Raw genomic sequence first — 19,240 nt, 5'->3', positions numbered from 1 at the left:
CGTCGCCGGTTGTCTGTGCTGCATCTGTGTCCCTCCGTGACCGGACCAGAAAACCATCTGTCCCCGCCGGGCGCAACCCGCCCCGTCTTTCGTTTTCAAATATCCCCTTGGGGCGCTGCGGGCGCAGTCAGGCTCGGCTGTTCGCTCTGCTCGCCGTCAGGGCCGCGCATCACCAGATATTCCCGCGCCCCGTCAGGCAGCGCCGCCTGCGACAGCAGCCGGTGCCCGCCGGTTTCGCAGAAATGCGGCACGTCGATCTGCGCTGCCGGATCGGTCGCGATCAGCCGCACCGTGCCGCCCGGTGCCAGCCCCAGCAAGACCTTGCGCAGCCGCAGCACCGGCAGCGGGCACAGCAGGTTGCGGGCATCGACCTCGGCAGAGGGGGTCATGCGGCCTGCGCCCGGATGCCGTCGCGGCACCATGCGGCGATGGCATCGGCGGGCAGTTCCTGCGCCAGCCCCCCGGAAAATGCGTCGAATGCGGCGCGGTAATCGGGGGCCACATACAGCACCACCGGCCGCCCGGCCTGCAATGCCTGCCCGATCAGCGGGGCAAAGCCACGGCCTGCGGCCTCTTGCTTGCCGAATTTCGACAGGATCACCAGATCGGCCCTCTCGATGCGGGCGGCAACCCGCGCCACCGCAGCCTCTAGCGCGCCGGCATCCAGACGGCAGCCTCTGGACCCGGCCCCCAGCGATTGCGAGATGCGCACCGGCGCGCCCGTATCCCCCAGCACGACCAGATCGACATCGCAGGCGCAATCGGCGCTGCCGCCGGAATTGCGCTGCACCGCCCCGGCCAGCCGCGCGCCCTCGTGGGTCAGCGTTTCGGCCAGATCGGCCAGCCGGTCATAGGGATCGCCCGGCGCATCGCAAAAGAAGCCCAGCCGCATGGTCATACCTTTCCTTCCAGCGCGATCTTCATCAGCCCGTCGGCCCCCGGCAGGCCGATGTCCAGCACGATCACATCCGGCCCCTGCGCGGCCTGCGCCAGTGCCTGTTCGCCGTCCATCGCCTGCAAGATCGCCTCGTAGCCCAGATCGCGCAGCAGGCGCGCGGCGCCCAGATGCGTGATCGGGTGGTCATCGACGACAAGCGCGGTTTTCATGCGGTTCCCTGCACGGGCAGACTGGCCCGGATTTCGGTGCCTACCTTAGCGCGACCGATATGCAGCGCGCCACCCAGAAGCAGCACCCTTTCGCGCATTCCCGACAGGCCGGTGCCGGGGCGGGCGGTGTCGGGGATGCTGCGCCCGTCATCGGCAATGGTGATCCGCCAATCCGCCGGATCGCGCCGCAGCGTGACGGAAACCCGGCTGGCCCCGGAATGGCGCAGCGCGTTGGGGGTGCCCTCTTGCAGGATGCGGAACAGGGTCAGGGCGGTGGCCTCGTCCGGTTCGGGCAGGCCGGGGGGCAGGTCCAGATCAAAGCGCATGTCGGGGAACCGCCGCGTCAGGTCGGCGATGTAATCGGCCAGCACCGTGGCCAGCGGCAATTGCCCCACCGCCATCGGCCGCAACCCGTCCAGCAGCGTGCGGTTCACCCGCCCGATCTGATCGGCGATGGCGGCCAGCGTCTCGGCATGGGTGCGGATGGCCGGATTGTCAAAGCCCTGCCGCAGCGCGTCCGCCTCGACCCGCAGGGCGAACAGGCAGGGGCCGAATTCATCGTGCAGATCACGGGCGATGGCCTTGCGTTCCTCGTCTCCGCGCGTGACCACCTGCCGCGACAGCCGGGCGCGGTCGGCCTGTGCCTGTTGCAGCGTATCGCCCAGCCGGTCGGCCTGTGCCGCCAGGGTGGCCAGGTCCGGCACCGCCACCGGCCCGATGCGCGCCGACAGATCGCCGCGCGTCAGATAGGCCAGCCGCGCGGCGATCTGCACCGCCACGATCAGCAGCACGATCCGCGTTTGCAATCTTCACCCGCTCATACCACGCAGATTGCGGCAGATTTTGCGCGCCGTCCATCCGGCAGCCGCTTGCGCTTTGCCGCGCGCTGCGGCCCTATGGTGAAAAGAAAAGGGGGGATCATGGATCAGGATTCGCGCCTTGAGCGCATTGCCGGGGCACAGCCGGAATTTGCCGAACTGCTGGGCATCCGGGTCGTTTCGGCGCAGCCCGATCAGGTGGTGATGGAAATGCAGGTGACGCCGCAGATGGCCAACCGCAACGGCGTGCTGCATGGCGGGGCGATCATGGGGCTGGCCGATAACGCGGGCGGCACTGCCACCTTTCTGAACATCCCCGAGGGTCAGTCCACCACCACCATTGAAAGCAAGACCAACTTTCTGCGCCCGATCCGCATCGGCGAAACCGCCCGTGCCACCTGCCAGCCGCTGCACCGGGGCCGCTCGATTCAGGTCTGGCAGACCACGGTGACGCGCCCCGACGGGCAGGTGGCGGCCATCGTCACCCAGACGCAGATGGTTCTGGACTGGAAGGGTTAAGGGAATGCTGACGGTCATCGGCACATCGCAATCGCGCACCCTGCGGGTTCTGTGGGCGCTGGAAGAGTTGGGCCTGCCCTACACCCACGTCCCCGCCCTGCCGCAAAGCGACGGGGTGGCGCCCTTTAACCCGGCGGGCAAGGTGCCGGTGCTGATCGACGATGGCACGCCGATCACCGATTCCACCGCGATCCTGACCTATCTGGCGGATCGCCACGGCCAGTTGACCCATCCCGCCGGCTCGCTGGATCGTGCGAGACAGGACAGCCTGACCCAGTTTCTGCTGGATGAATTCGATGCGGCGCTGTGGCTGGCCGCGCGGCACAGTTTTGTGCTGCCTCAGGAAATGCGTATGGCCGGGATCAAGAACACTCTGCGGTGGGAATTTCAGCGCAGCCAAAAGGTGCTGGCCCACCGCATGGCCGACGGCCCCTTCCTGATGGGCGAGGCGATGACCGTGCCCGACATCATCCTGACCCATTGCCTGATCTGGGCGCTGACGGCGAAATTCCCGATCATCGAACACCGGCTGTCGGATTATCTGGATCAGATGCGCGCCCGGCCTGCGTTCAAGCGGGCGGCGGCGCGTTAGGGCGACATCTGCCGGGTGCGCAGCCGTGCCAGTGCCCCGCGCGCGGCCAGCCGGCCGCTGGCCATGGAAAAGGTCAGCAGATAGCCGCCGGTCGGGGCCTCCCAGTCCAGCATCTCGCCTGCGGCGAAACAGCCGGGAATGGCGCGCAGTTGCAGATCATCGTCCAGCCCGTCCCAGCCGATGCCTCCGGCGCTGGAAATCGCCCGCGCCAGTCCCATCGGTCGGCGATGACGCAATGGCAATGCCTTGGCCGCAATGGCCAGTGCCAAGGGATTACCGGGCAGGGGCTGGCCCCATTCCAGCAACAGCGCGGCCCGCACCGGATCGCCCAGAACCCGGCGCAGCCAGTTGCCGACCGACAGCTTGCCCCGTGGCCGCGCGAACCGGCCCGCCAAGGCCGCCGCATCCAGATCGGGGGCCAGATCGACCGTGGCTGCCGCCCCCTCGCGCAGGGCCGCCGCCACGGTATAGACGCCGCCGCCCTCGATCCCGTCGCGGGTGATGACCCATTCGCCCCGGCTGAGCTGCCCGCCCGCGCGGATCGCCACGCCCTTGACCGCCGCGCCAAAGTGCCGCGCCATCGGGGCCGACCAATCGACGAAAAACCCCATATTCGCGGGCTGGAACGGCACCACCGGCACGCCGCGCGCCGCCAGCCACGGCACCCATGCCGCATCAGACCCCAGCCGCGGCCAGCTTGCCCCGCCAAGCGCCAGCACGCAGGCACCGGGCCGGATCACCTGCGGCCCGGCGGGCGTGTCAAAGGCGAAACCGTCGCCGGCAAACCCGCGCCATCGCCAGCGGGTGCGCAGGTCCACCCCCGCGCCGCGCAGCCGTGCCAGCCATGCCCGCAGCAGGGGCGACGCCTTCATCCCGACCGGAAAGACCCGCCCGGTCGAGCCGGTGAACAGGTCCACACCCAGCCCGCGCGCCCAATCCTGAACCTGATCCGGGCCGAAATCCGCCAGAATCGCCTGCTGCCTGCGCAGTTGCGCATCCGTCGCGCCCATGGAAACCTGCGCCGCAAATTCGGCCAAAGGCTGATGCCGCGTCAGGTTCAGCCCCGATTTGCCCGCCATCAGAAACTTGCGCGCGGGGGTTGGCATGGCCTCGGCCAGGATGACCTGCGCCCCGCCCGCCGCCAGCACCCCGGCCGCCATCAGCCCCGCCGGGCCTGCGCCGATGACCAGCGCCTGCTGGCTCATCGCCGCCCGCCGGACAGATGCGACAGCCGGATCAGCGCCCGTTCGACCAGCGCCATCTGCGGCGCGCGCGAGGATGAGCGCAGCGTCAGATCGGTTTCGATCAGGTGATGCAGCGCGTCTTCCAGCTTCATCGCGCCCCAGCTTTGCGCCTGCCGGGCCATGCGGTCGCGGCGCGGGCCAAAGACCGGCGGGCGCTGCCGCATCAGCCCGGCCACCGGCCCGCCCGGATCGGTCGCCGCCGCATGCAGCGCGCGAAAATGCCGCTGCGCCGCGATGCACAGCGTCACCGGGCTGACACCCTGCGCCTCGATCCGGCGCATCATCAGGCCCAGATCGGCGGTCTTGCCCTCGGCTGCGGCATGGATGGCGGCGTCCAGATCGGCCTCGATCGTGGCGGGGGCCATCAGCGCGACATCTTCGGGGGTCAGAGGGCTGGGGTCGTCGTATTTATACAGCCCGATCTTTTCGATCACCTGCCGCAGATCGCCGGGGTCCAGCGCGCGGGCCAGCGTCAGCAGGTCGCGCATGGCATCGCGCGGCACCTGATGCAGACCGGCATCGGCCAGCCAGCGGGTGATCTCGTCCTCGCCGGGCGGTTCGTCATAGATGGCGGCGGCCACGGCCTGCGCGTGAGGTTCGAACAGTTTGCGCAGCGCCGAGGATTTCGACAGATTGCCCGCCGTGACCACCATCACCGCATCGCCCGCGCGCCATTCGGCCAGCGCGGCGGCGACGGTATCGGCCACGGCATCGGGCGTATCTTCGACCAGCACCACGCGCGGGCCGGGAAAGAAGCCGACCTCTTTGATCGCATCCATCAGCGCCGCCGGGTCTTTGCGCAGATCGCCGCCCGCCATGCGGGTCAGGCGCATTTCTTCGTCGGCATTGGGACCGGTCAGCGATTTCACCGCCTCGGCCCGTTTCAGCGCCACGCGCATGGCGTCATTGCCATAGATCAGCAGCGCAGGCCGGGCCGGGTCGGGCCGCGCCAGATAGCGCGCGATCTCGCCGCCCTTCAGGTTCACTGTGCCGCGACGGCGGCGATCAGCCGCGTCACCACCTGATCGGCCAGCATCCGCGCCAGCCGCTCCCGCGCGTCCACATCCGCCATCAGCGAGGCAACCGTGGTGCCGGTGGTGGAGAAGGACGTGAAATTGCTGACCCGCCCGCGCGTGACCACATGGCCCGCCGCATCGGTCAGGGTGAAATCGGCGGTGCCGTTCAGGGAATAGCGGGTCGTCACCTCGTCCGGGGTGATGCCCTGCGGCACCGCGCCGAACCGCAGCGTATAGGACAGGGCGTAATCCGCCCCCTCTGGTCCCAGCCGTTCGCTGATGCGGCGGTTAAAGGTGAATTCGTCGAAGGTCGAGGCGTCTTTCGGGCGCACCTGCCCGAACAGCGCCTTGGCCGGGCTGCCCGGCCCATAGACCGGGGTCATGCCGCAGCCCGTCAGTGCCAGCAGCGCCAGCGCGGCCAGCACGGTGCGGCGCGGCGTGCCCCGGCGGGGGGCGAGCTGAGCAAGCGGCCCGGTGCTGCGCATCGCCATCACGCCACCACGTTGACGATGCGGCCGGGCACGACGATCAGCTTTTTGATCGCGGCCCCGTCCAGAAAGCGTTGCACGGTGTCATCGGCCAGCACCAAGGCCTCGATCTGATCCTTGGGCATGTCCTTGGGCACGGTGATCTCGGTGCGGCGCTTGCCGTTGATCTGGATCGGCAGGGTCACGCTGTCGTCCTGCAACAGCGCAGGGTCGGCCTGCGGCCATGCCGCATCCACCACCATGCCGGTGCCGCCGGACATCTGCCACAGGTCTTCGGCCAGATGCGGCACCATCGGTGCCATCAGCTGCGCCATGATCCGCAGCGCATCGCGGCGCGATTCGCCGCCCGCAGGCGATTTGCCGATGGCACCCGCCAGCGTGTAAAGCGCCGCCACCGCCTTGTTAAAGGCAAAGGTTTCAATGGATTTCGTCACCTCGGCAATGGCGCGATGCGCCGCGCGGGCCAGATCGGGGTCGGCGGGGCCATCCTGCACATCCTCGGCCAGACGCCAGACGCGGGCCAGGAATTTATGCGCCGCCTCGGCCCCGGATGCGGTCCATTCCACGTCGCGTTCGGGCGGGCTGTCGGACAGCATGAACCAGCGCGCGGTATCGGCGCCAAAGCTGGACACGATATTCACCGGGTCCACCACGTTCTTTTTCGATTTCGACATCTTGGCCGAGGGAATCACCGTCACCGGCGTGCCGTCGGCCAGTTTGCCGTCGCTTACATCCTCGGGCAGGTGATAGACCGGGCGGGACTGCGCGTCGGTGGTCTGATAGATCTCATGCGTGACCATGCCCTGCGTGAACAGCGCGTTGAACGGTTCGCACGCCGCATCGGGCAGATGCCCGGTTTTCACCATCGCGCGGGCGAAGAATCGCGAATACAGCAGGTGCAGAATCGCATGTTCGATGCCGCCGATATACTGATCGACGTTCATCCAGTAATCGGCGTCAGCGCGGTCGGTGGGCGTGGCCGCCCCCGGCGAGGTGAACCGCGCATAATACCACGACGAATCAACGAATGTGTCCATCGTATCGGTTTCCCGACGCGCCGCGCCGCCGCATTTGGGGCAGGTGGTCTGCCGCCAGGTCGGGTGGCGGTCCAGCGGGTTGCCGGGCGTGTCAAAGCTGACGTCCAGCGGTAACAGCACCGGCAGGTTTTCCTTGGATTCCGGCACGGTGCCGCAGGTCTCGCAATGCACGACCGGGATCGGGCAGCCCCAATAGCGTTGCCGCGAGATGCCCCAGTCGCGCAGGCGGAATTTGGTCACGCTCTCGCCCCAGCCGCCCTGTTCGGCCACGGTGATGGCGGCGGTCACGGCATCGTCGCCGGTTTGATCCGTTGCCCCGGCAAAGCCGCGCACATAGGTCACGGTTTCGGATTTCAGCGGCACATAGGGCGCGGCTGTGACCAGCTCATCGGCCTGTTCCTGCGACATGCCCGGCTGACCAAAGGTGGCGCGGATCGGCAGGGCGTATTTCGTTGCAAATTCGTGGTCGCGTTCGTCATGCGCGGGCGACCCGAAGATCGCGCCGGTGCCGTAATCCATCAGCACGAAATTGGCGATCCAGATCGGCAATTCCCATGCCGGGTCCAGCGGATGGCGCACGCGCAGCCCGGTGTCGAAACCCAGCTTGGGCGCGGTTTCGATCGCCTCTTCTGTCGTGCCGATCTTGCGGCATTCCTCGACAAAGGCGGCGATGTCGGGGCGGTCCATCAGCGATTTGACCAGCGGGTGATCGGGCGACAGCGCCACGAAGGACGCGCCCATCAACGTGTCGGGGCGGGTGGTGTAAACCTCGATCTGCGGGAAATCGGGCAGGTCCACCGTGTCGAACCGGAATTGCAGCCCGCGCGATTTGCCGATCCAGTTGGCCTGCATGGTGCGGACCTTTTCCGGCCAGCCGGTCAGCCCGTCCAGCGCCGACAGCAATTCGTCGGAATAGTCGGAGATGCGGAAGAACCACTGTGTCAGCTCGCGCCGTTCGACCTGCGCGCCGGATCGCCAGCCCTTGCCGTCGATCACCTGTTCATTCGCCAGCACGGTCATATCGACCGGGTCCCAGTTGACCTGAGCCGACTTGCGGGTAATCAGCCCGGCTTCCAGCATATCAAGGAACATCGCCTGCTGCTGATGCACATAGGCATCGTCGCAGGTGGCGAATTCGCGCGACCAGTCGATGGACAGGCCAAGCGGGCGCAACTGATCGCGCATGGTGGCGATATTGCCATAGGTCCAGTCGCGCGGGTGGCCGCCCTGTTCCATCGCGGCGTTTTCGGCGGGCATCCCGAAGGCGTCCCAGCCCATCGGATGCAGCACGGAAAAGCCCTGCGCGCGCTTATATCGCGCCACCACGTCGCCCATGGTATAGTTGCGCACATGGCCCATGTGGATGCGCCCCGAGGGATAGGGGAACATTTCCAGCACATAATATTTCGGCCGGTCGTCGCGGGTCGCGGTAAAGCTGCCCGCCTCGGCCCATGCCTGTTGCCAGTGCGCTTCGCTGTTCGACGGGGTATAGGGCATGGGGCTTCCTCGGGCATATTTCGCCCGCCGGGTTTAGCCCCAGACGCCGCTCGGGTCCAGTGACGCCTTACGCCTAGTGGATTACAGCCGCCCGTCCTGAATGCGCAGCTGCCGGGCGCGGGTCAGGATCGCATCTTCGACCGCGCGCACGGTATCGGGGGCCACGGCAGACCCGCCCGCCCCTTGCAGCGACAGTTTCAGGCTGCGCGCGTCCAGCGCCGGATCGCTGATCTTGATCGTCGCGCGATAGCTGCGCCCGCCGCCCGGCGGCGTGCCATAGCCGGTGACGATCACGCCGGTGAACGGATCAACCGATTGCACCGGCAGAAAATTCAGCACCTCAAGGCTGGCGTTCCACAGATATTTGTTCACGCCCACCGTATTGTTGGGGTTATCGCGGCCGCGAAACGCCTCCCATATGGTGGTTTCGCGCTGTTCGGGGCGCGGCGCGGCCCCGGTGTCGGACCCGCCGCCGCCCAGCCGCAAGCCGCCACAGGCAGCAAGACCGGCGCAGAGGCCAAGGGCAAGGGTCAGTCGCAGGGCTTGGGCGGACATGGCATATTCCCGTAAAGCAGTCAGACGGCCCGCTGGTCGCGGATGCCCAGCCATAGCGCGGAACCACCTGCCGCGACAAGCGCCTTGGGCATTCCGGCGCATTCGGCTGCGGCTGCCGCGTCATCCGGCCCGCGGCCCTGCAATTTAAGGTTGCGATGGCGTTTTCGGGGCTGTTGCAACAGGGTGTGGCGCTTGTGCATCACAGATTTGACTAAAGAATTATCGACCGGGGTGATTCCGTTGCATCAACGCTCGGAAAGGCTCAAACCGTTCTCATCCCCGGACCGGTCAAGGCCGAGCTTGGGCAACAGAGAGACAAGAGGGAACATCACCATGAAAAAGGCTCTTTTCGCCTCCACCGCGCTGGTTCTGTCGGCTGGCGTTGCTGCCGCTGACATCACCCTGTCGGGCTATGGCCGCACCGCGCTGAGCTATCACAGCGATCCCGGTGACACCGTTTCGAAAACCCACATGCAGTCGCGTGTTCGTTTGAACATCCACGCCACCACCTCGTCGGACATCGGCGTTGATTTCGGTGCGCGCTTCCGCATCCAGTGGGATCAGGGCGATTCCAGCACCGGCGTGAACCCGGCGCAGATCTACGCCACCTATCAGGGTGCGACCGTTCAGATCGGTAACGTCTACACCGCCTTCGACGAAGCTGGCCTGATCTACGAATCGGAAGTCGGTCTGCTGAGCCGTTCGTTCGGTAACCCGGAAGACACCTTCTACGCGTATTCGTCCAAATCCTACGGTGATGAAAACCAGCGTCAGGGTCTGGCCGCGATCTATAGCGTTGGCGATCTGACCGCCCGCCTGTCCTATATTGACCCGAACCAGACCACTTCGGGCAGCACCGAAGAACTGGCCGTCTCGGTTGACTACAAATGGAACGACGTGCAACTGTCGGCCGCTGCCGTTCAGGACGGCGCTGGTGTTGCTGACAACGACAAATACTTCGTTGGTGCCTATTACACCATGCCGGGCACCGATAACGGTATCGGTCTGAACTACATCGACAACGGCGAAATCGGCACTGTCGATGCTGGCAAGACCATTGTTCTGTATGGTGACTATGTTGTTGCTCCGCAGACCACCCTGTCGGCTTACATCGCCAACAACGATGGTGAATGGGCTGCCAAAGAAACCGACAATGCCTTCGGTATCGGCTTCAAATACGATCTGGGCGGTGCCTATCTGGCCGGCGCGGTCGAGCGTGGCTATGAAAAAGAAACCCGCGGCGATCTGGGCGTGCGTTTCAACTTCTGATCTGATGATCGGATGATTTTCGGAAAGAGCGGGCCTTGTGCCCGCTCTTTTCTTTTTGTTTGGTAAGGGCATGGGTGTTTTGGATATTCAGGCCCGCATCCGGGCCGCATGTGAACAGGCGGGCCGCGACCCGGAAACGGTGACGCTGATCGCTGTCAGCAAGGTGCAGCCCGATGACCGGGTGCTGGCCGTGCTGGACGCGGGCCAGCGTGTGTTCGGCGAAAACTATGTGCAAGAGGCGCAGGGCAAATGGCCCGGCTGGCGTGTCAGCTATCCGGGCGTATCGCTGCATATGATCGGGCCGCTGCAATCGAACAAGGCGCGGGTGGCGGTGGGGCTGTTCGACGCCATCCACACGCTGGACCGCATGTCGCTGGCGCGCAAGCTGGCCGGGCTGGCGGCGGACGGGGCGGTGCTGCCGGATCTGTTCGTGCAGGTCAACACCGGGGACGAGCCGCAAAAGGCGGGGGTTCTGGTCGATGAACTGCCCGGTTTCCTGTCGGCCTGCGCCGAACTGGGCCTGTCGCCGCGCGGCTTGATGTGCATCCCGCCCGAAGGCGCGGACCCGGTGCCGCATTTCCGCCTGCTGCGCTCGCTGGCGGCGGATGCGGGCCTGCCGTTGCTGTCGATGGGCATGAGTGCCGATTTTCAGGCCGCCATCGCCGAAGGGGCGACTCATGTGCGGGTCGGCAGCGCGATATTCGGCGCGCGCGATTATGGTTGAGCGGCCGGATTTGCGTATTTAGGCAAACAGGAAACCATCAGCCGCGTTCCCGGCGCGGCGTGTTTGGCCAGCCAGATCAGGTTGGGCCGCGCCATGGCGATGCAGCCCTCGGTTGGGAAGCCGGGGCGTCGCCATTGGTGCAGAAAGATGGCGCTGCCCTTGCCGGGGGTGGCGTCGGGCCAGTTCCAGTCGGTGGTCAGGATCACGTCATACAGCGGATCGGCGCGGCGCAGCTTTTCATGGCTGGCGGCCAGCGGGGCGCGGGTGGCGTGGTTATAGGCCGGGTGCGCCGGGTCGTCGCACCACAGGTCGCGCGGGCCGATGGCGATGGCCCAGGGCGCGGGCGGGGGCAGGCGGTCGGGCCGGTAATAGAGTTGCGCGATCCGGTGCGTGCCGCTGGGGGTGGCGCCATCGCCTTCGCGCTTGTCGGGGCGGATGCCGCCGCGCCCGATGGAACAGGGGATCATCCGGCCAAAGGCGGACAGCCCGCGCGGGGTCAGGTGCAGCGTCACAGCAGGTGCCCTGATTTTTCGGCCTTGGTATCCAGATAGCCGCTGTTATGGCGGTTGCGCGGGGTTAGCAGCGGCACCCGTTCGGCGACGCGGATGCCCTGGGATTCCAGCATCGCCACCTTGCGCGGGTTGTTGGTCATCAGCCGCACGGCGTCGAACCCCAGCCGCCGCAGGATCGCCGCGCCGGTGCGGAAGTCGCGTTCGTCATCTTCGAAGCCAAGGCGGTGGTTGGCCTGCACTGTGTCAAAGCCCTGATTTTGCAGGCTATAGGCGCGCATCTTGTTGGCCAGCCCGATGCCGCGGCCTTCTTGATTCAGATAGAGCAGCACCCCCGCCCCTGCCGTGCCCATGGCGGCCAGTGCCGCGTGCAATTGCGGGCCGCAATCGCATTTCAGGCTGCCCAGCACATCGCCGGTAAAGCAGGCCGAGTGCAGCCGCGTCAGCACCGGGGCATCGCGGGGCGGGTCGCCGATTTCGATGGCGTAATGCGGCTCGTCCCCGGTGTCGGGGCGAAAGATGTGCAGCCGGGCGTTTTCCGACGTGCTCAGCGGCAGGCGCGCGTTCGCCACCGGGGCCATGGCGGCGGCGCGGGTCAGCTCGGCCCGCAGGGGGGCGGGGTCCAGCACCGTCAGATCGGGCAGCGGCGGGGCCACGACCATCAGCGCGGCGGGCAGCAGTTGCGCCGATTTCACCAGCGCCAGCGCGGCGGCATGGGGCGCGGTATTGCCGCCGCGCAGCGTGAACAGCGGTCCCTTTAGCGGCACCATCAGGTCATCGGCGGGGTCGGCCAGCGCGCGCAGCCAGCGCAGGTCGGCATCATCGGGCACCTGCACCCGCGCCAGCCCGGCATCATAGATCCGCGCCTTCAGCGTCGCGGCCCGGCGCTCGGTCAGCACGGCCAGCGGCGGGCCAAAGCCGCGCAGCGCCGCCAGCCGGTCGGGGGTCAGCGTTTCCAGCGCCGCCGTCAGCCAGCCGCCGATCTGCACCGGCAGGCCCATGCGCAGATCGGCGCGGGCGCGGGCGATTCGTTCGGGCAGGGTCGGGATCAGCGGCATCGGGGTCATTTCTGTAACAATCTGAAACATAAGGGCGCCTGCGGACAAGAGCCTGTGAGATTTCTGCAACCTTGCTGGACGCAGGCCTCGCGCGCCCCCATCCATCGGTCAAACAGGCAAAGGAGGCAACCATGCCCGGACTGAAAAAGATCCTGCTGGTCGATGACGAAGACGATCTGCGCGAGGCTTTGGCCGAACAACTGGTCGCGACCGATGATTTCGACGTGACCGAGGCCGGCAGCGGTGCCGAGGCGGTCGAGGCCGTCAAGGGCAACCTGTTTGATCTGGTGGTGCTGGATGTGGGCCTGCCCGATACCGACGGGCGCGAGCTGTGCAAAAAGCTGCGCAAGCTGAACGTCAAATGCCCCATCGTGATGCTGACCGGCCATGACACCGATGCGGACACCATTCTGGGGCTGGACGCAGGCGCGAATGATTACATTACCAAGCCGTTCAAATTCCCGGTTCTGCTGGCGCGTCTGCGGGCGCAATTGCGCACGCATGAACAGTCCGAGGACGCGATTTTCCAGCTTGGCCCCTATACGTTCAAGCCCTCGATGAAGATTCTGGTCGATGCCAAGGATCGCAAGATCCGGCTGACGGAAAAGGAAACCAATATCCTGAAATTCCTGTATCGGGCACAGGATGGGGTGGTGCCGCGCGATGTGCTGCTGCACGAGGTCTGGGGCTATAACGCGGGCGTCACCACGCACACGCTGGAAACCCATATCTATCGGCTGCGGCAAAAGATCGAACCCGATCCCGGCAATGCCCGGCTGCTGGTGACGGAATCGGGCGGCTATCGTCTGGTGGCCTGAACGATCAAGGCCCGCCGTGTGGCGGGCCTTGTCGTTGCGGCGGCGGGTCAGGTCAGCCCGCGCATTCCTGAATGCGGGCCAGATCGGGGCCTTGCGGCGTGCGGCCCAGATTGAACGGGGCCGAGGCATCGCGCCATTTCGCATAATCGTCCAGATAGGTCAGCATCGAGGCATAGACCTTGGCCGAGGTCGGGTTGGCGCAGGCCACCTCGACGATGGTTTCGTTGGCCATGTTCTGGATATTTTCCAGCGTTGCATCGTCCAACCGGGTAATCTCGGTGCCCGCGTCCTGGAATGCCTGATAGGCTTCGGTCGCGCGCTTTTCGGTATTGGCCAGCGACCACAGCAGCGTGGCATCGGCGGCGATTTTCAGCTTTTCCTGGGTTTCGGGGGACAGGGCGTCCCATGCGGCTTTGTTAATCATGACACCGAACACCGATGACGACTGGTGCCAGCCCGGCGTGGACCAGTATTTGGTCACCTGCTGGAAACCGCCCGACAGATCGACGTTCGGGGTGGAAAATTCGGCCCCGTCGATGACCCCGCGTTCCAGCGACTGGTAAATCTCGCCACCCGCGATCGAGACCTGACTGCCGCCCAGCTTTTCCAGCAGCCGCCCCTGTTCCAGACCAGATACGCGCAGGCGCAGACCTTGCAGGTCGTCGGTGGTGCGGATCGGTTTGCTGACGGTGCGGAAACCGGATTCATTGTTGGTCACGCCATAGGGCAGATAGACCATGCCAAAGCGGCCATAGACCTCGTTATAGATTTCATCCCCGCCCCATGCCTTGATCCAGTTGACGTAATCCACAGCATTGAACAGGCTGGCGGTGGTGGCCAGAGGCGAAAAGGCGGGGTCGCGCCCGGCCCAGTAACCCGGCCAGTCGGCCCCGGCCTGAATGGTGCCCGATTCGACCGCGCCGAACACCTCGCCTGCGGGGACCAGTGCGCCGCCCTCAAAGAACTCGATGGTCAGGTCAGAATCGTCGATCAGGTCGTTGGCCAGCTTGACGAAGTGTTTGTCAATCTCGATCAGTTCCAGCGAGGATGGCCAGGTGCTGGTCATCGTCCAGTTGTTGGCCATGGCCGGGGCCGCCGTCAGTGCGGCCAGCGCGGCGCAGGTCAGGATTGCGGTTTTCATCTTATCTCCTCCGTTGGTTATTTATACAGCGTTTCGGGCAGCCATGTGACCAGCTGCGGGAACAGCACGATCAGGCCGCACATCAGCAACACCATGATGATAAAGGGGATCACGCCCTTGATGATGTCCACCATGGTAATGTCGGGCGGCGAAATCGCCCGCATATAGAACAGCGCATAGCCGAAGGGCGGCGACAGAAAGCTGGTTTGCAGCACGACAGCCATCAGCACCACGAACCACAGCGGGCTGACGCCCATTTCCGTCACGATCGGCAGAAAGATCGGAAAGCACAGCAGCACGATGCCGGTCCAGTCAAGGAACATGCCCAGGATGAACACCGACACCAGCATCACGATCAGCAGCGTGTTCGGGTCGTCGGCCAGCCCGCGGATCAGGCTTTGCGTCGCGCTTAGCCCGCCGGTGATGTTGAACACGCCGGTAAAGGCGGTCGCGCCCACAACGATGAACAGGATCATCGCCGAGGTGCGGCCGGTTTCCAGAAAGGCGCTGTAGAAATTCGCCCAGGTGAAACGCCCGCGAACGATCACGATCAGCAGCGCCAGCACGGCGCCGATGGCCGATGCCTCGGTCGCGGTGGCGATGCCCATCAGCATCGACCCCAGAATGCCAAGGATCAGGATCAGCGGCGGCACCGCCTCGACGATCAGCATCCGCCACATGGCAGACCGGCTGATCTGTTCACTTTCCGACAGGCGCGGGGCCATGTCGGGGCGGATCAGCGCCACCATATAGACATAGACCCCATACATCAGCCCCAGTGCCACGCCGGGGATCAGCGCGCCGGCGAACAGCTCGCCCACGGACAGGCCGGGGGCATAGGATGCCATCAGGATCAGCATGATCGAGGGCGGGATCAGGATGCCCAGACAGCCCGAGGCACCGATCAGCCCGGTGGTCAGCCGCTTGTCATAGCGGTATTGCAGCATCGGTTTCAGTGCCATCAGCCCCATGACGGTGATCGAGGCCCCGATGATGCCCGTGGTCGCCGCCAGCAGGATCGAGATGAACACCACCGCCAGCCCCAGCCCGCCGCGCACATTGGCCATCAGGTGGCGCAGCGCCTCGAACATCTTGTCGGTCACGCCGCTGTCCGACAGGAACCGCGCCATCAGCACGAACAGCGGAATGGCGATCAGCGTGTAATTATCCAGAACATCGCCAAAGATGCGGTTGATGGTGATGCCCAGCACCATCGGTTTTCCGGCGATAAAGGCCCCCAGCACGGCGGTGCCGCCCAGCACGAAGGCCAGCGGGTGCCCCATGAACAGGCCGATCACCAGCAGACCGGCCATGACCAGCGCGATACCTTCGCCGCTGATGCCGGGAACGGCCATCCAGCCAAGCGCGCCGTTCAGCACCGGGATGGCGCTGTTGATGAAATCAGTGAACATCCAGCGGCTCCATCGGTTCCAGATGGTCGGTGCGGTGCAGGACCAGCTTCAGCAATTCGGAAATGCCCTGAATGAACAGCAGCGTGGCGGCGACGCCCATCGCCAGTTTCAGCGGATAGACCGGCAGTTGCACGGCGCCATAGGTGCGTTCCATCTGCGCCAGCGCACGCAGGCCGAACTGCCAGCTATACAGCATGAACACCAGACTGAAGGGCAGGAAAAAGATGATGTAACCGGCGACCTCTGTCCAGCGGCGCATCGCGGGGCGCATGGTCGCGGTCAGCAGATCGACCTTGACATGGGCCTGATGGCGCAGCGCATAGCCGCCCAGCATGACAAAGTAAAAGCCATACAGCATCTTTGTCATGTCAAAGCCCCAGGGCGTTGGCCGCACCATCACATAGCGCATGAACACGTCATAGATGATGATAACGGCAAACACGCCCGCGATCAGCGACAGCACGCGCCCGACCGTTTCATTGATCCAGTCGATGACCGAGATCATGTCCCCCCTCCTTTTCTTGTTTTATGCGCGCGCACTGTTTCGATTTGGCGACGGTGTGTCAATCGCGGCAGTCGTGACCTTTTGAACAGTTTTGCGGCCCGGCGGCGCAGCTCTGGCGGGAAAGGGCGGTTTCGGGGTCGCGCGGCGGCTGTGCGGCCTGTGCCCGGCGTGGCGGGGGTGTATCGCGGGCGCGGGGCGCAGGTTCTGCCCCGCCGGCGTTTCGGGGAACGCCGTTCCGGCTGGTCGCAATGTGGCGAAACAAACTTTCCTTTTTGTTTCCATTGCTTTACTTGGCCAGATCGCTGCGCCACCATGGCGGCGAGATCTGGCTGCAAGGGGAAAGACTGCGATGCGCCTGAAACTGACGGGGATATTGGCGCTGTGCGTCCTGCTGCCGGGCATGGCGGCGGCGCAGGAACCGGACCGCACGGCGGTGCAGGTGCTGGCCGGGCCTTGCGCCAGTTGCCACGGCCCCGACGGGCATTCGCCGGGGGCGATTCCCTCGATCGCGGGGCTGCCGCGCGATGATTTGCAGGCGCGGATGCTGGCCTTTCGCGACGGATCAGAGCCTTCGACGGTGATGGGGCGGCATATGCGCGGCTATGACGAGGCGCAGATCGCCGCGCTGGCGCAATGGTTTTCGGAGATCGGGCAATGACATTCACACGGCGAACGGTTCTGGGCGGTATCGGGGCCAGCCTGATGGCCCCCGCGCTGGTGCGGGCACAGGCGGCCTCGGCGCATGTGGTGGTGGTCGGCGGCGGCTTTGGCGGGGCCACGGCGGCGCGCTATCTGCGGCGGCTGAACCCGGATCTGCGGGTGACGCTGGTGGAACCGGCGCAGCGGTTCGTGACCTGCCCGTTTTCCAACCTCTATCTGGGCGGGCTGCGGACATGGGACAGCATCGGCCACGGGTTCGACGATCTGCGCGCGCAGGGGGTCGAGGTGATCCACACCACCGCGCAGGATGTGGACAGCGCCGCCCGGCGCGTCACGCTGGCCGATGGGGCGGTGCTGGATTACGACCGGCTGATCCTGTCGCCGGGCATCGACATCCGCTGGAACGCGCTGGACGGCTATGACGAGGCGGCGGCGGAACTGGCCCCCCATGCGTGGAAGGCCGGGCCGCAGACGCAATTGCTGAAAGCCCGGCTAGAGGCGATGGAGGACGGCGGCACATTCGTCATGTCGATCACCGACGGCGCTTTCCGCTGCCCGCCCGGCCCGTATGAGCGCGCCTCGATGGTGGCGCATTACCTGAAAACCAACAAGCCGGCGTCGAAAATCCTGCTGCTGGACAGCAAGGACAGCTTTTCCAAGCAGGGGTTGTTCCAGCAGGGCTGGGATGCGCTGTATGGCGACATGATCGAATGGGTGCCGCTGTCGGATGACGGGCAGGTGCTGCGTGTCGATGCGGCGGCGCGGCAGGTGGAAACCGCCTTTGGCACCGTGCATCGGGCCGATGTGCTGAACGTGGTCCCGCCGCAAAAGGCCGGCTGGATCGCGGATCGTGCCGGCGTCACCGATGCGACGGGCTGGGTGCCGGTGCGGGCGGGCCGCTTTGAATCGGCGCAGGTGCCGGGCATTTATGTGGTGGGCGATGCGACCATCGCCGCGCCGATGCCGAAATCGGGCTTTTGCGCCAATGCGCAGGCCAAGGTGGCGGCGGCGGCGATCAGCGCCGAACTGGCCGGGCAGGAACCCCCGACCGCCAGCTTTGCCAACACCTGCTACAGCCTGATCGGGCCGGACTGGGGCATCTCGGTCGCCGGGGTCTATGCCGCGCAAGACGATGCCGTGGTCGAGATCGAGGGCGCGGGCGGCGTCAGCCCCATCGAGGCCGACGCCGAATTCCGCAAGGCCGAGGCGGTCTATGGCGCGGGCTGGTATGAGGCCATCACCACCGACATCTGGGGCGCGGCGTGACGCCGGTTCTGGCCGGTCTGCTGCTGGGCGTGGTCTTTGGTGCGGCGGCGCGGGCCGGGCGGTTCTGCCTGCTGCGCGGGATGAAGGGGTTGCTGAGCGGCGGCGATCTGTCGCCGCTGCGCGCCTTTGCGCTGGCGCTGGCGGTGGCGATCATCGGCGCGCAGGGCTTGCAGATGGCGGGGCTGACCGATCTGGCGGAATCCCTGCCGATGCGGCCCCGCTTTTCCTGGGTGGCGATGCTGGCGGGGGGTGCGATCTTTGGCGTGGGCATGGTGCTGGCCAATGCCTGCGGGGCGCGGTCGGTGGTGCTGGCGGCGGGGGGCAACCTGCGTTCGGTCGTGGTGCTGGCCTGCCTTGGCCTGACCGCGCAGGCCAGCCTGACCGGCGTGCTGGCCCCGCTGCGGCTGTGGATGCAGTCGTGGGGCGTCGCGCAGCCGCAGGCGCTGTCGCTGGCGCAGGTGATCCCCGCGCCACTGGCCATCGGCGGGCCGGTGCTGGCGCTGCTGGCACTGGCATGGCCGCTGATCCGCCGCACTCATCTGCCACAGGCCGCCGCCGCCGTGATCGTGGGCGCAACCGTGGCGGCGGGCTGGTGGATCACGGCGGCGACGGCTGACCCGTTCGATCCGCCGATCCTGACCTCGGTCAGCTTTGTCGGGCCGGTGGGCGACGGCCTGCTGTGGCTGATGCTGTCCACCGGGCGGGCGCTGGTCTTTGGCGTGGCGGTTGTGGGCGGCACGTTTCTGGGGGCCTTTGGCATGACCGTGCTGATGCGCGATCTGCGCATCGAAAGCTTTACCACCCCGCGCCAGACCGTCAAAGCTATCGCGGGCGGCGTGCTGATGGGCTTTGGCGGAGTGCTTGCCTTGGGGTGTTCGATCGGGCAAGGTTTAAGCGGAGTTTCTACGCTGTCGCTGGCCAGTCTGGTCGCGTTTGCCGGTATTCTGGCCGGGATTGCGGTTGCTCTGATCGCAACCCGTCACACACGAAACACCGGAATCTGAC

The 19,240-nt window shown here is 66.0% G+C and carries 22 protein-coding genes; 8 read left to right on the top strand and 14 right to left on the bottom strand.

What is annotated here, in order from left to right; genetic code table 11:
• Window positions 1-95: 95 nt before the first annotated feature.
• From Q4G24_RS00805 to Q4G24_RS00790, 4 genes are read right to left on the bottom strand one after another with little or no spacing between them, the layout of a single operon-like run.
• Window positions 96-389, bottom strand: coding sequence for a sulfurtransferase TusA family protein (locus tag Q4G24_RS00805; protein WP_303364589.1), 294 nt, complete (start codon window positions 387-389; stop codon window positions 96-98).
• Window positions 386-898, bottom strand: a complete 513-nt coding sequence (locus Q4G24_RS00800) for a DUF2478 domain-containing protein (protein ID WP_303364588.1) — start codon at window positions 896-898, stop codon at window positions 386-388. Before Q4G24_RS00800 ends, Q4G24_RS00805 begins: the two co-directional genes overlap by 4 nt.
• Window positions 895-1,107 carry a response regulator gene (locus Q4G24_RS00795; RefSeq protein ID WP_303364587.1) on the bottom strand — a complete coding sequence of 71 codons (213 nt, stop codon included), beginning with the start codon at window positions 1,105-1,107 and terminating at the stop codon, window positions 895-897. Before Q4G24_RS00795 ends, Q4G24_RS00800 begins: the two co-directional genes overlap by 4 nt.
• A complete protein-coding gene (locus Q4G24_RS00790; protein WP_303364586.1) occupies window positions 1,104-1,913 on the bottom strand; it encodes a histidine kinase in 810 nt (269 codons plus the stop codon). The genes Q4G24_RS00795 and Q4G24_RS00790 overlap by 4 nt, the downstream gene beginning before the upstream one ends.
• 114 nt (window positions 1,914-2,027) lie before the next feature.
• Between Q4G24_RS00790 and Q4G24_RS00785 the strand changes: the two genes are divergently transcribed.
• Complete coding sequence (locus Q4G24_RS00785) at window positions 2,028-2,444, top strand: PaaI family thioesterase (RefSeq protein WP_303364585.1); 417 nt, start codon at window positions 2,028-2,030, stop codon at window positions 2,442-2,444.
• A gap of 4 nt (window positions 2,445-2,448) precedes the next feature.
• Window positions 2,449-3,036: a glutathione S-transferase family protein gene (locus tag Q4G24_RS00780; RefSeq protein WP_303364584.1), complete on the top strand. Its 588-nt coding sequence runs from the start codon at window positions 2,449-2,451 to the stop codon at window positions 3,034-3,036.
• Here the strand turns inward: Q4G24_RS00780 and Q4G24_RS00775 are convergent.
• The 5 genes from Q4G24_RS00775 to Q4G24_RS00755 form a co-directional block, all read right to left on the bottom strand.
• Window positions 3,033-4,241: a TIGR03862 family flavoprotein gene (locus Q4G24_RS00775; protein WP_303364583.1), complete on the bottom strand. Its 1,209-nt coding sequence runs from the start codon at window positions 4,239-4,241 to the stop codon at window positions 3,033-3,035. The genes Q4G24_RS00780 and Q4G24_RS00775 overlap by 4 nt on opposite strands.
• Window positions 4,238-5,266 (bottom strand): DNA polymerase III subunit delta, encoded by a 1,029-nt coding sequence (gene holA, locus Q4G24_RS00770; protein WP_303364582.1) that lies wholly within the window; start codon window positions 5,264-5,266, stop codon window positions 4,238-4,240. The genes Q4G24_RS00775 and holA overlap by 4 nt, the downstream gene beginning before the upstream one ends.
• The gene (gene lptE, locus Q4G24_RS00765; protein WP_303364581.1) at window positions 5,263-5,787 is read right to left on the bottom strand and encodes an LPS assembly lipoprotein LptE; all 525 of its coding nucleotides are present in this window, start codon (window positions 5,785-5,787) and stop codon (window positions 5,263-5,265) included. Before lptE ends, holA begins: the two co-directional genes overlap by 4 nt.
• Window positions 5,787-8,318 (bottom strand): leucine--tRNA ligase, encoded by a 2,532-nt coding sequence (gene leuS, locus Q4G24_RS00760; RefSeq protein ID WP_303364580.1) that lies wholly within the window; start codon window positions 8,316-8,318, stop codon window positions 5,787-5,789. The genes lptE and leuS overlap by 1 nt, the downstream gene beginning before the upstream one ends.
• 81 nt (window positions 8,319-8,399) lie before the next feature.
• Window positions 8,400-8,873, bottom strand: coding sequence for a DUF3576 domain-containing protein (locus tag Q4G24_RS00755; protein WP_303364579.1), 474 nt, complete (start codon window positions 8,871-8,873; stop codon window positions 8,400-8,402).
• Window positions 8,874-9,206: 333 nt separating this feature from the next.
• Between Q4G24_RS00755 and Q4G24_RS00750 the strand changes: the two genes are divergently transcribed.
• Both Q4G24_RS00750 and Q4G24_RS00745 read left to right on the top strand, forming a co-directional pair.
• Complete coding sequence (locus Q4G24_RS00750; RefSeq protein WP_303364578.1) at window positions 9,207-10,142, top strand: porin; 936 nt, start codon at window positions 9,207-9,209, stop codon at window positions 10,140-10,142.
• A gap of 70 nt (window positions 10,143-10,212) precedes the next feature.
• A complete protein-coding gene (locus Q4G24_RS00745) occupies window positions 10,213-10,866 on the top strand; it encodes a YggS family pyridoxal phosphate-dependent enzyme (RefSeq protein WP_303364577.1) in 654 nt (217 codons plus the stop codon).
• Here the strand turns inward: Q4G24_RS00745 and Q4G24_RS00740 are convergent.
• Both Q4G24_RS00740 and ribA read right to left on the bottom strand, forming a co-directional pair.
• Window positions 10,857-11,333, bottom strand: coding sequence for a L,D-transpeptidase (locus Q4G24_RS00740; RefSeq protein WP_303364627.1), 477 nt, complete (start codon window positions 11,331-11,333; stop codon window positions 10,857-10,859). The two genes, Q4G24_RS00745 and Q4G24_RS00740, sit on opposite strands and share 10 nt — an antisense overlap.
• A 41-nt stretch (window positions 11,334-11,374) precedes the next feature.
• Window positions 11,375-12,433: a GTP cyclohydrolase II gene (ribA, locus tag Q4G24_RS00735; protein WP_303364626.1), complete on the bottom strand. Its 1,059-nt coding sequence runs from the start codon at window positions 12,431-12,433 to the stop codon at window positions 11,375-11,377.
• A 131-nt stretch (window positions 12,434-12,564) separates the two neighbouring features.
• Here ribA and Q4G24_RS00730 point away from each other — a divergent pair, with 131 nt between their 5' ends.
• Window positions 12,565-13,251, top strand: a complete 687-nt coding sequence (locus Q4G24_RS00730) for a response regulator transcription factor (RefSeq protein ID WP_303364576.1) — start codon at window positions 12,565-12,567, stop codon at window positions 13,249-13,251.
• Window positions 13,252-13,303: 52 nt separating this feature from the next.
• Here the strand turns inward: Q4G24_RS00730 and dctP are convergent, their stop codons facing one another.
• The 3 genes from dctP to Q4G24_RS00715 all read right to left on the bottom strand — a co-directional run bounded on the left by dctP (window position 13,304) and on the right by Q4G24_RS00715 (window position 16,309).
• Window positions 13,304-14,335, bottom strand: coding sequence for a TRAP transporter substrate-binding protein DctP (gene dctP, locus Q4G24_RS00725; protein WP_303364625.1), 1,032 nt, complete (start codon window positions 14,333-14,335; stop codon window positions 13,304-13,306).
• 74 nt (window positions 14,336-14,409) lie between these two features.
• Window positions 14,410-15,732, bottom strand: a complete 1,323-nt coding sequence (locus Q4G24_RS00720) for a TRAP transporter large permease subunit (protein WP_303364624.1) — start codon at window positions 15,730-15,732, stop codon at window positions 14,410-14,412.
• 61 nt (window positions 15,733-15,793) lie between these two features.
• Entirely contained in the window at window positions 15,794-16,309 is a 516-nt protein-coding gene (locus Q4G24_RS00715) for a TRAP transporter small permease subunit (RefSeq protein ID WP_303364575.1), read from the bottom strand.
• A gap of 349 nt (window positions 16,310-16,658) precedes the next feature.
• On the opposite strand from Q4G24_RS00715, the gene Q4G24_RS00710 reads away from it, so the two are divergent.
• Genes Q4G24_RS00710 through Q4G24_RS00700 form a run of 3 tightly spaced genes read left to right on the top strand, consistent with a single transcriptional unit; the run spans window position 16,659 to window position 19,239 of the window.
• The gene (locus tag Q4G24_RS00710) at window positions 16,659-16,967 is read left to right on the top strand and encodes a c-type cytochrome (RefSeq protein WP_303364574.1); all 309 of its coding nucleotides are present in this window, start codon (window positions 16,659-16,661) and stop codon (window positions 16,965-16,967) included.
• On the top strand, window positions 16,964-18,235 hold the full coding sequence (locus Q4G24_RS00705) for an NAD(P)/FAD-dependent oxidoreductase (RefSeq protein WP_303364573.1): 1,272 nt from the start codon (window positions 16,964-16,966) through the stop codon (window positions 18,233-18,235). Before Q4G24_RS00710 ends, Q4G24_RS00705 begins: the two co-directional genes overlap by 4 nt.
• A complete protein-coding gene (locus Q4G24_RS00700; RefSeq protein WP_303364572.1) occupies window positions 18,232-19,239 on the top strand; it encodes a YeeE/YedE family protein in 1,008 nt (335 codons plus the stop codon). Before Q4G24_RS00705 ends, Q4G24_RS00700 begins: the two co-directional genes overlap by 4 nt.
• The last annotated feature ends 1 nt before the right edge of the window (window position 19,240 follow it).

This window comes from Paracoccus sp. (in: a-proteobacteria) (assembly GCF_030538695.1).
In the GTDB taxonomy this organism is placed as follows: domain Bacteria; phylum Pseudomonadota; class Alphaproteobacteria; order Rhodobacterales; family Rhodobacteraceae; genus Paracoccus.
The sequence above is the reverse complement of the archived record's forward strand: the minus strand, read 5'-3'. Positions and strand labels throughout refer to the sequence as shown.

What these genes read in the sequence shown, in the direction of transcription:
- Q4G24_RS00775 (WP_303364583.1), bottom strand. Translation starts at nt 4,241, where the DNA reads ATGAGCCAGCAGGCGCTGGTCATCGGCGCAGGCCCGGCGGGGCTGATG.
- Q4G24_RS00730 (WP_303364576.1), top strand. Translation starts at nt 12,565, where the DNA reads ATGCCCGGACTGAAAAAGATCCTGCTGGTCGATGACGAAGACGATCTG.
- Q4G24_RS00750 (WP_303364578.1), top strand. Translation starts at nt 9,207, where the DNA reads ATGAAAAAGGCTCTTTTCGCCTCCACCGCGCTGGTTCTGTCGGCTGGC.
- Q4G24_RS00795 (WP_303364587.1), bottom strand. Translation starts at nt 1,107, where the DNA reads ATGAAAACCGCGCTTGTCGTCGATGACCACCCGATCACGCATCTGGGC.
- Q4G24_RS00800 (WP_303364588.1), bottom strand. Translation starts at nt 898, where the DNA reads ATGACCATGCGGCTGGGCTTCTTTTGCGATGCGCCGGGCGATCCCTAT.
- Q4G24_RS00755 (WP_303364579.1), bottom strand. Translation starts at nt 8,873, where the DNA reads ATGTCCGCCCAAGCCCTGCGACTGACCCTTGCCCTTGGCCTCTGCGCC.
- Q4G24_RS00715 (WP_303364575.1), bottom strand. Translation starts at nt 16,309, where the DNA reads ATGATCTCGGTCATCGACTGGATCAATGAAACGGTCGGGCGCGTGCTG.
- Q4G24_RS00805 (WP_303364589.1), bottom strand. Translation starts at nt 389, where the DNA reads ATGACCCCCTCTGCCGAGGTCGATGCCCGCAACCTGCTGTGCCCGCTG.
- ribA (WP_303364626.1), bottom strand. Translation starts at nt 12,433, where the DNA reads ATGCCGCTGATCCCGACCCTGCCCGAACGAATCGCCCGCGCCCGCGCC.
- Q4G24_RS00785 (WP_303364585.1), top strand. Translation starts at nt 2,028, where the DNA reads ATGGATCAGGATTCGCGCCTTGAGCGCATTGCCGGGGCACAGCCGGAA.
- lptE (WP_303364581.1), bottom strand. Translation starts at nt 5,787, where the DNA reads ATGGCGATGCGCAGCACCGGGCCGCTTGCTCAGCTCGCCCCCCGCCGG.
- Q4G24_RS00745 (WP_303364577.1), top strand. Translation starts at nt 10,213, where the DNA reads ATGGGTGTTTTGGATATTCAGGCCCGCATCCGGGCCGCATGTGAACAG.
- dctP (WP_303364625.1), bottom strand. Translation starts at nt 14,335, where the DNA reads ATGGCCAACAACTGGACGATGACCAGCACCTGGCCATCCTCGCTGGAA.
- Q4G24_RS00710 (WP_303364574.1), top strand. Translation starts at nt 16,659, where the DNA reads ATGCGCCTGAAACTGACGGGGATATTGGCGCTGTGCGTCCTGCTGCCG.
- Q4G24_RS00705 (WP_303364573.1), top strand. Translation starts at nt 16,964, where the DNA reads ATGACATTCACACGGCGAACGGTTCTGGGCGGTATCGGGGCCAGCCTG.
- Q4G24_RS00740 (WP_303364627.1), bottom strand. Translation starts at nt 11,333, where the DNA reads ATGATCCCCTGTTCCATCGGGCGCGGCGGCATCCGCCCCGACAAGCGC.
- Q4G24_RS00780 (WP_303364584.1), top strand. Translation starts at nt 2,449, where the DNA reads ATGCTGACGGTCATCGGCACATCGCAATCGCGCACCCTGCGGGTTCTG.
- leuS (WP_303364580.1), bottom strand. Translation starts at nt 8,318, where the DNA reads ATGCCCTATACCCCGTCGAACAGCGAAGCGCACTGGCAACAGGCATGG.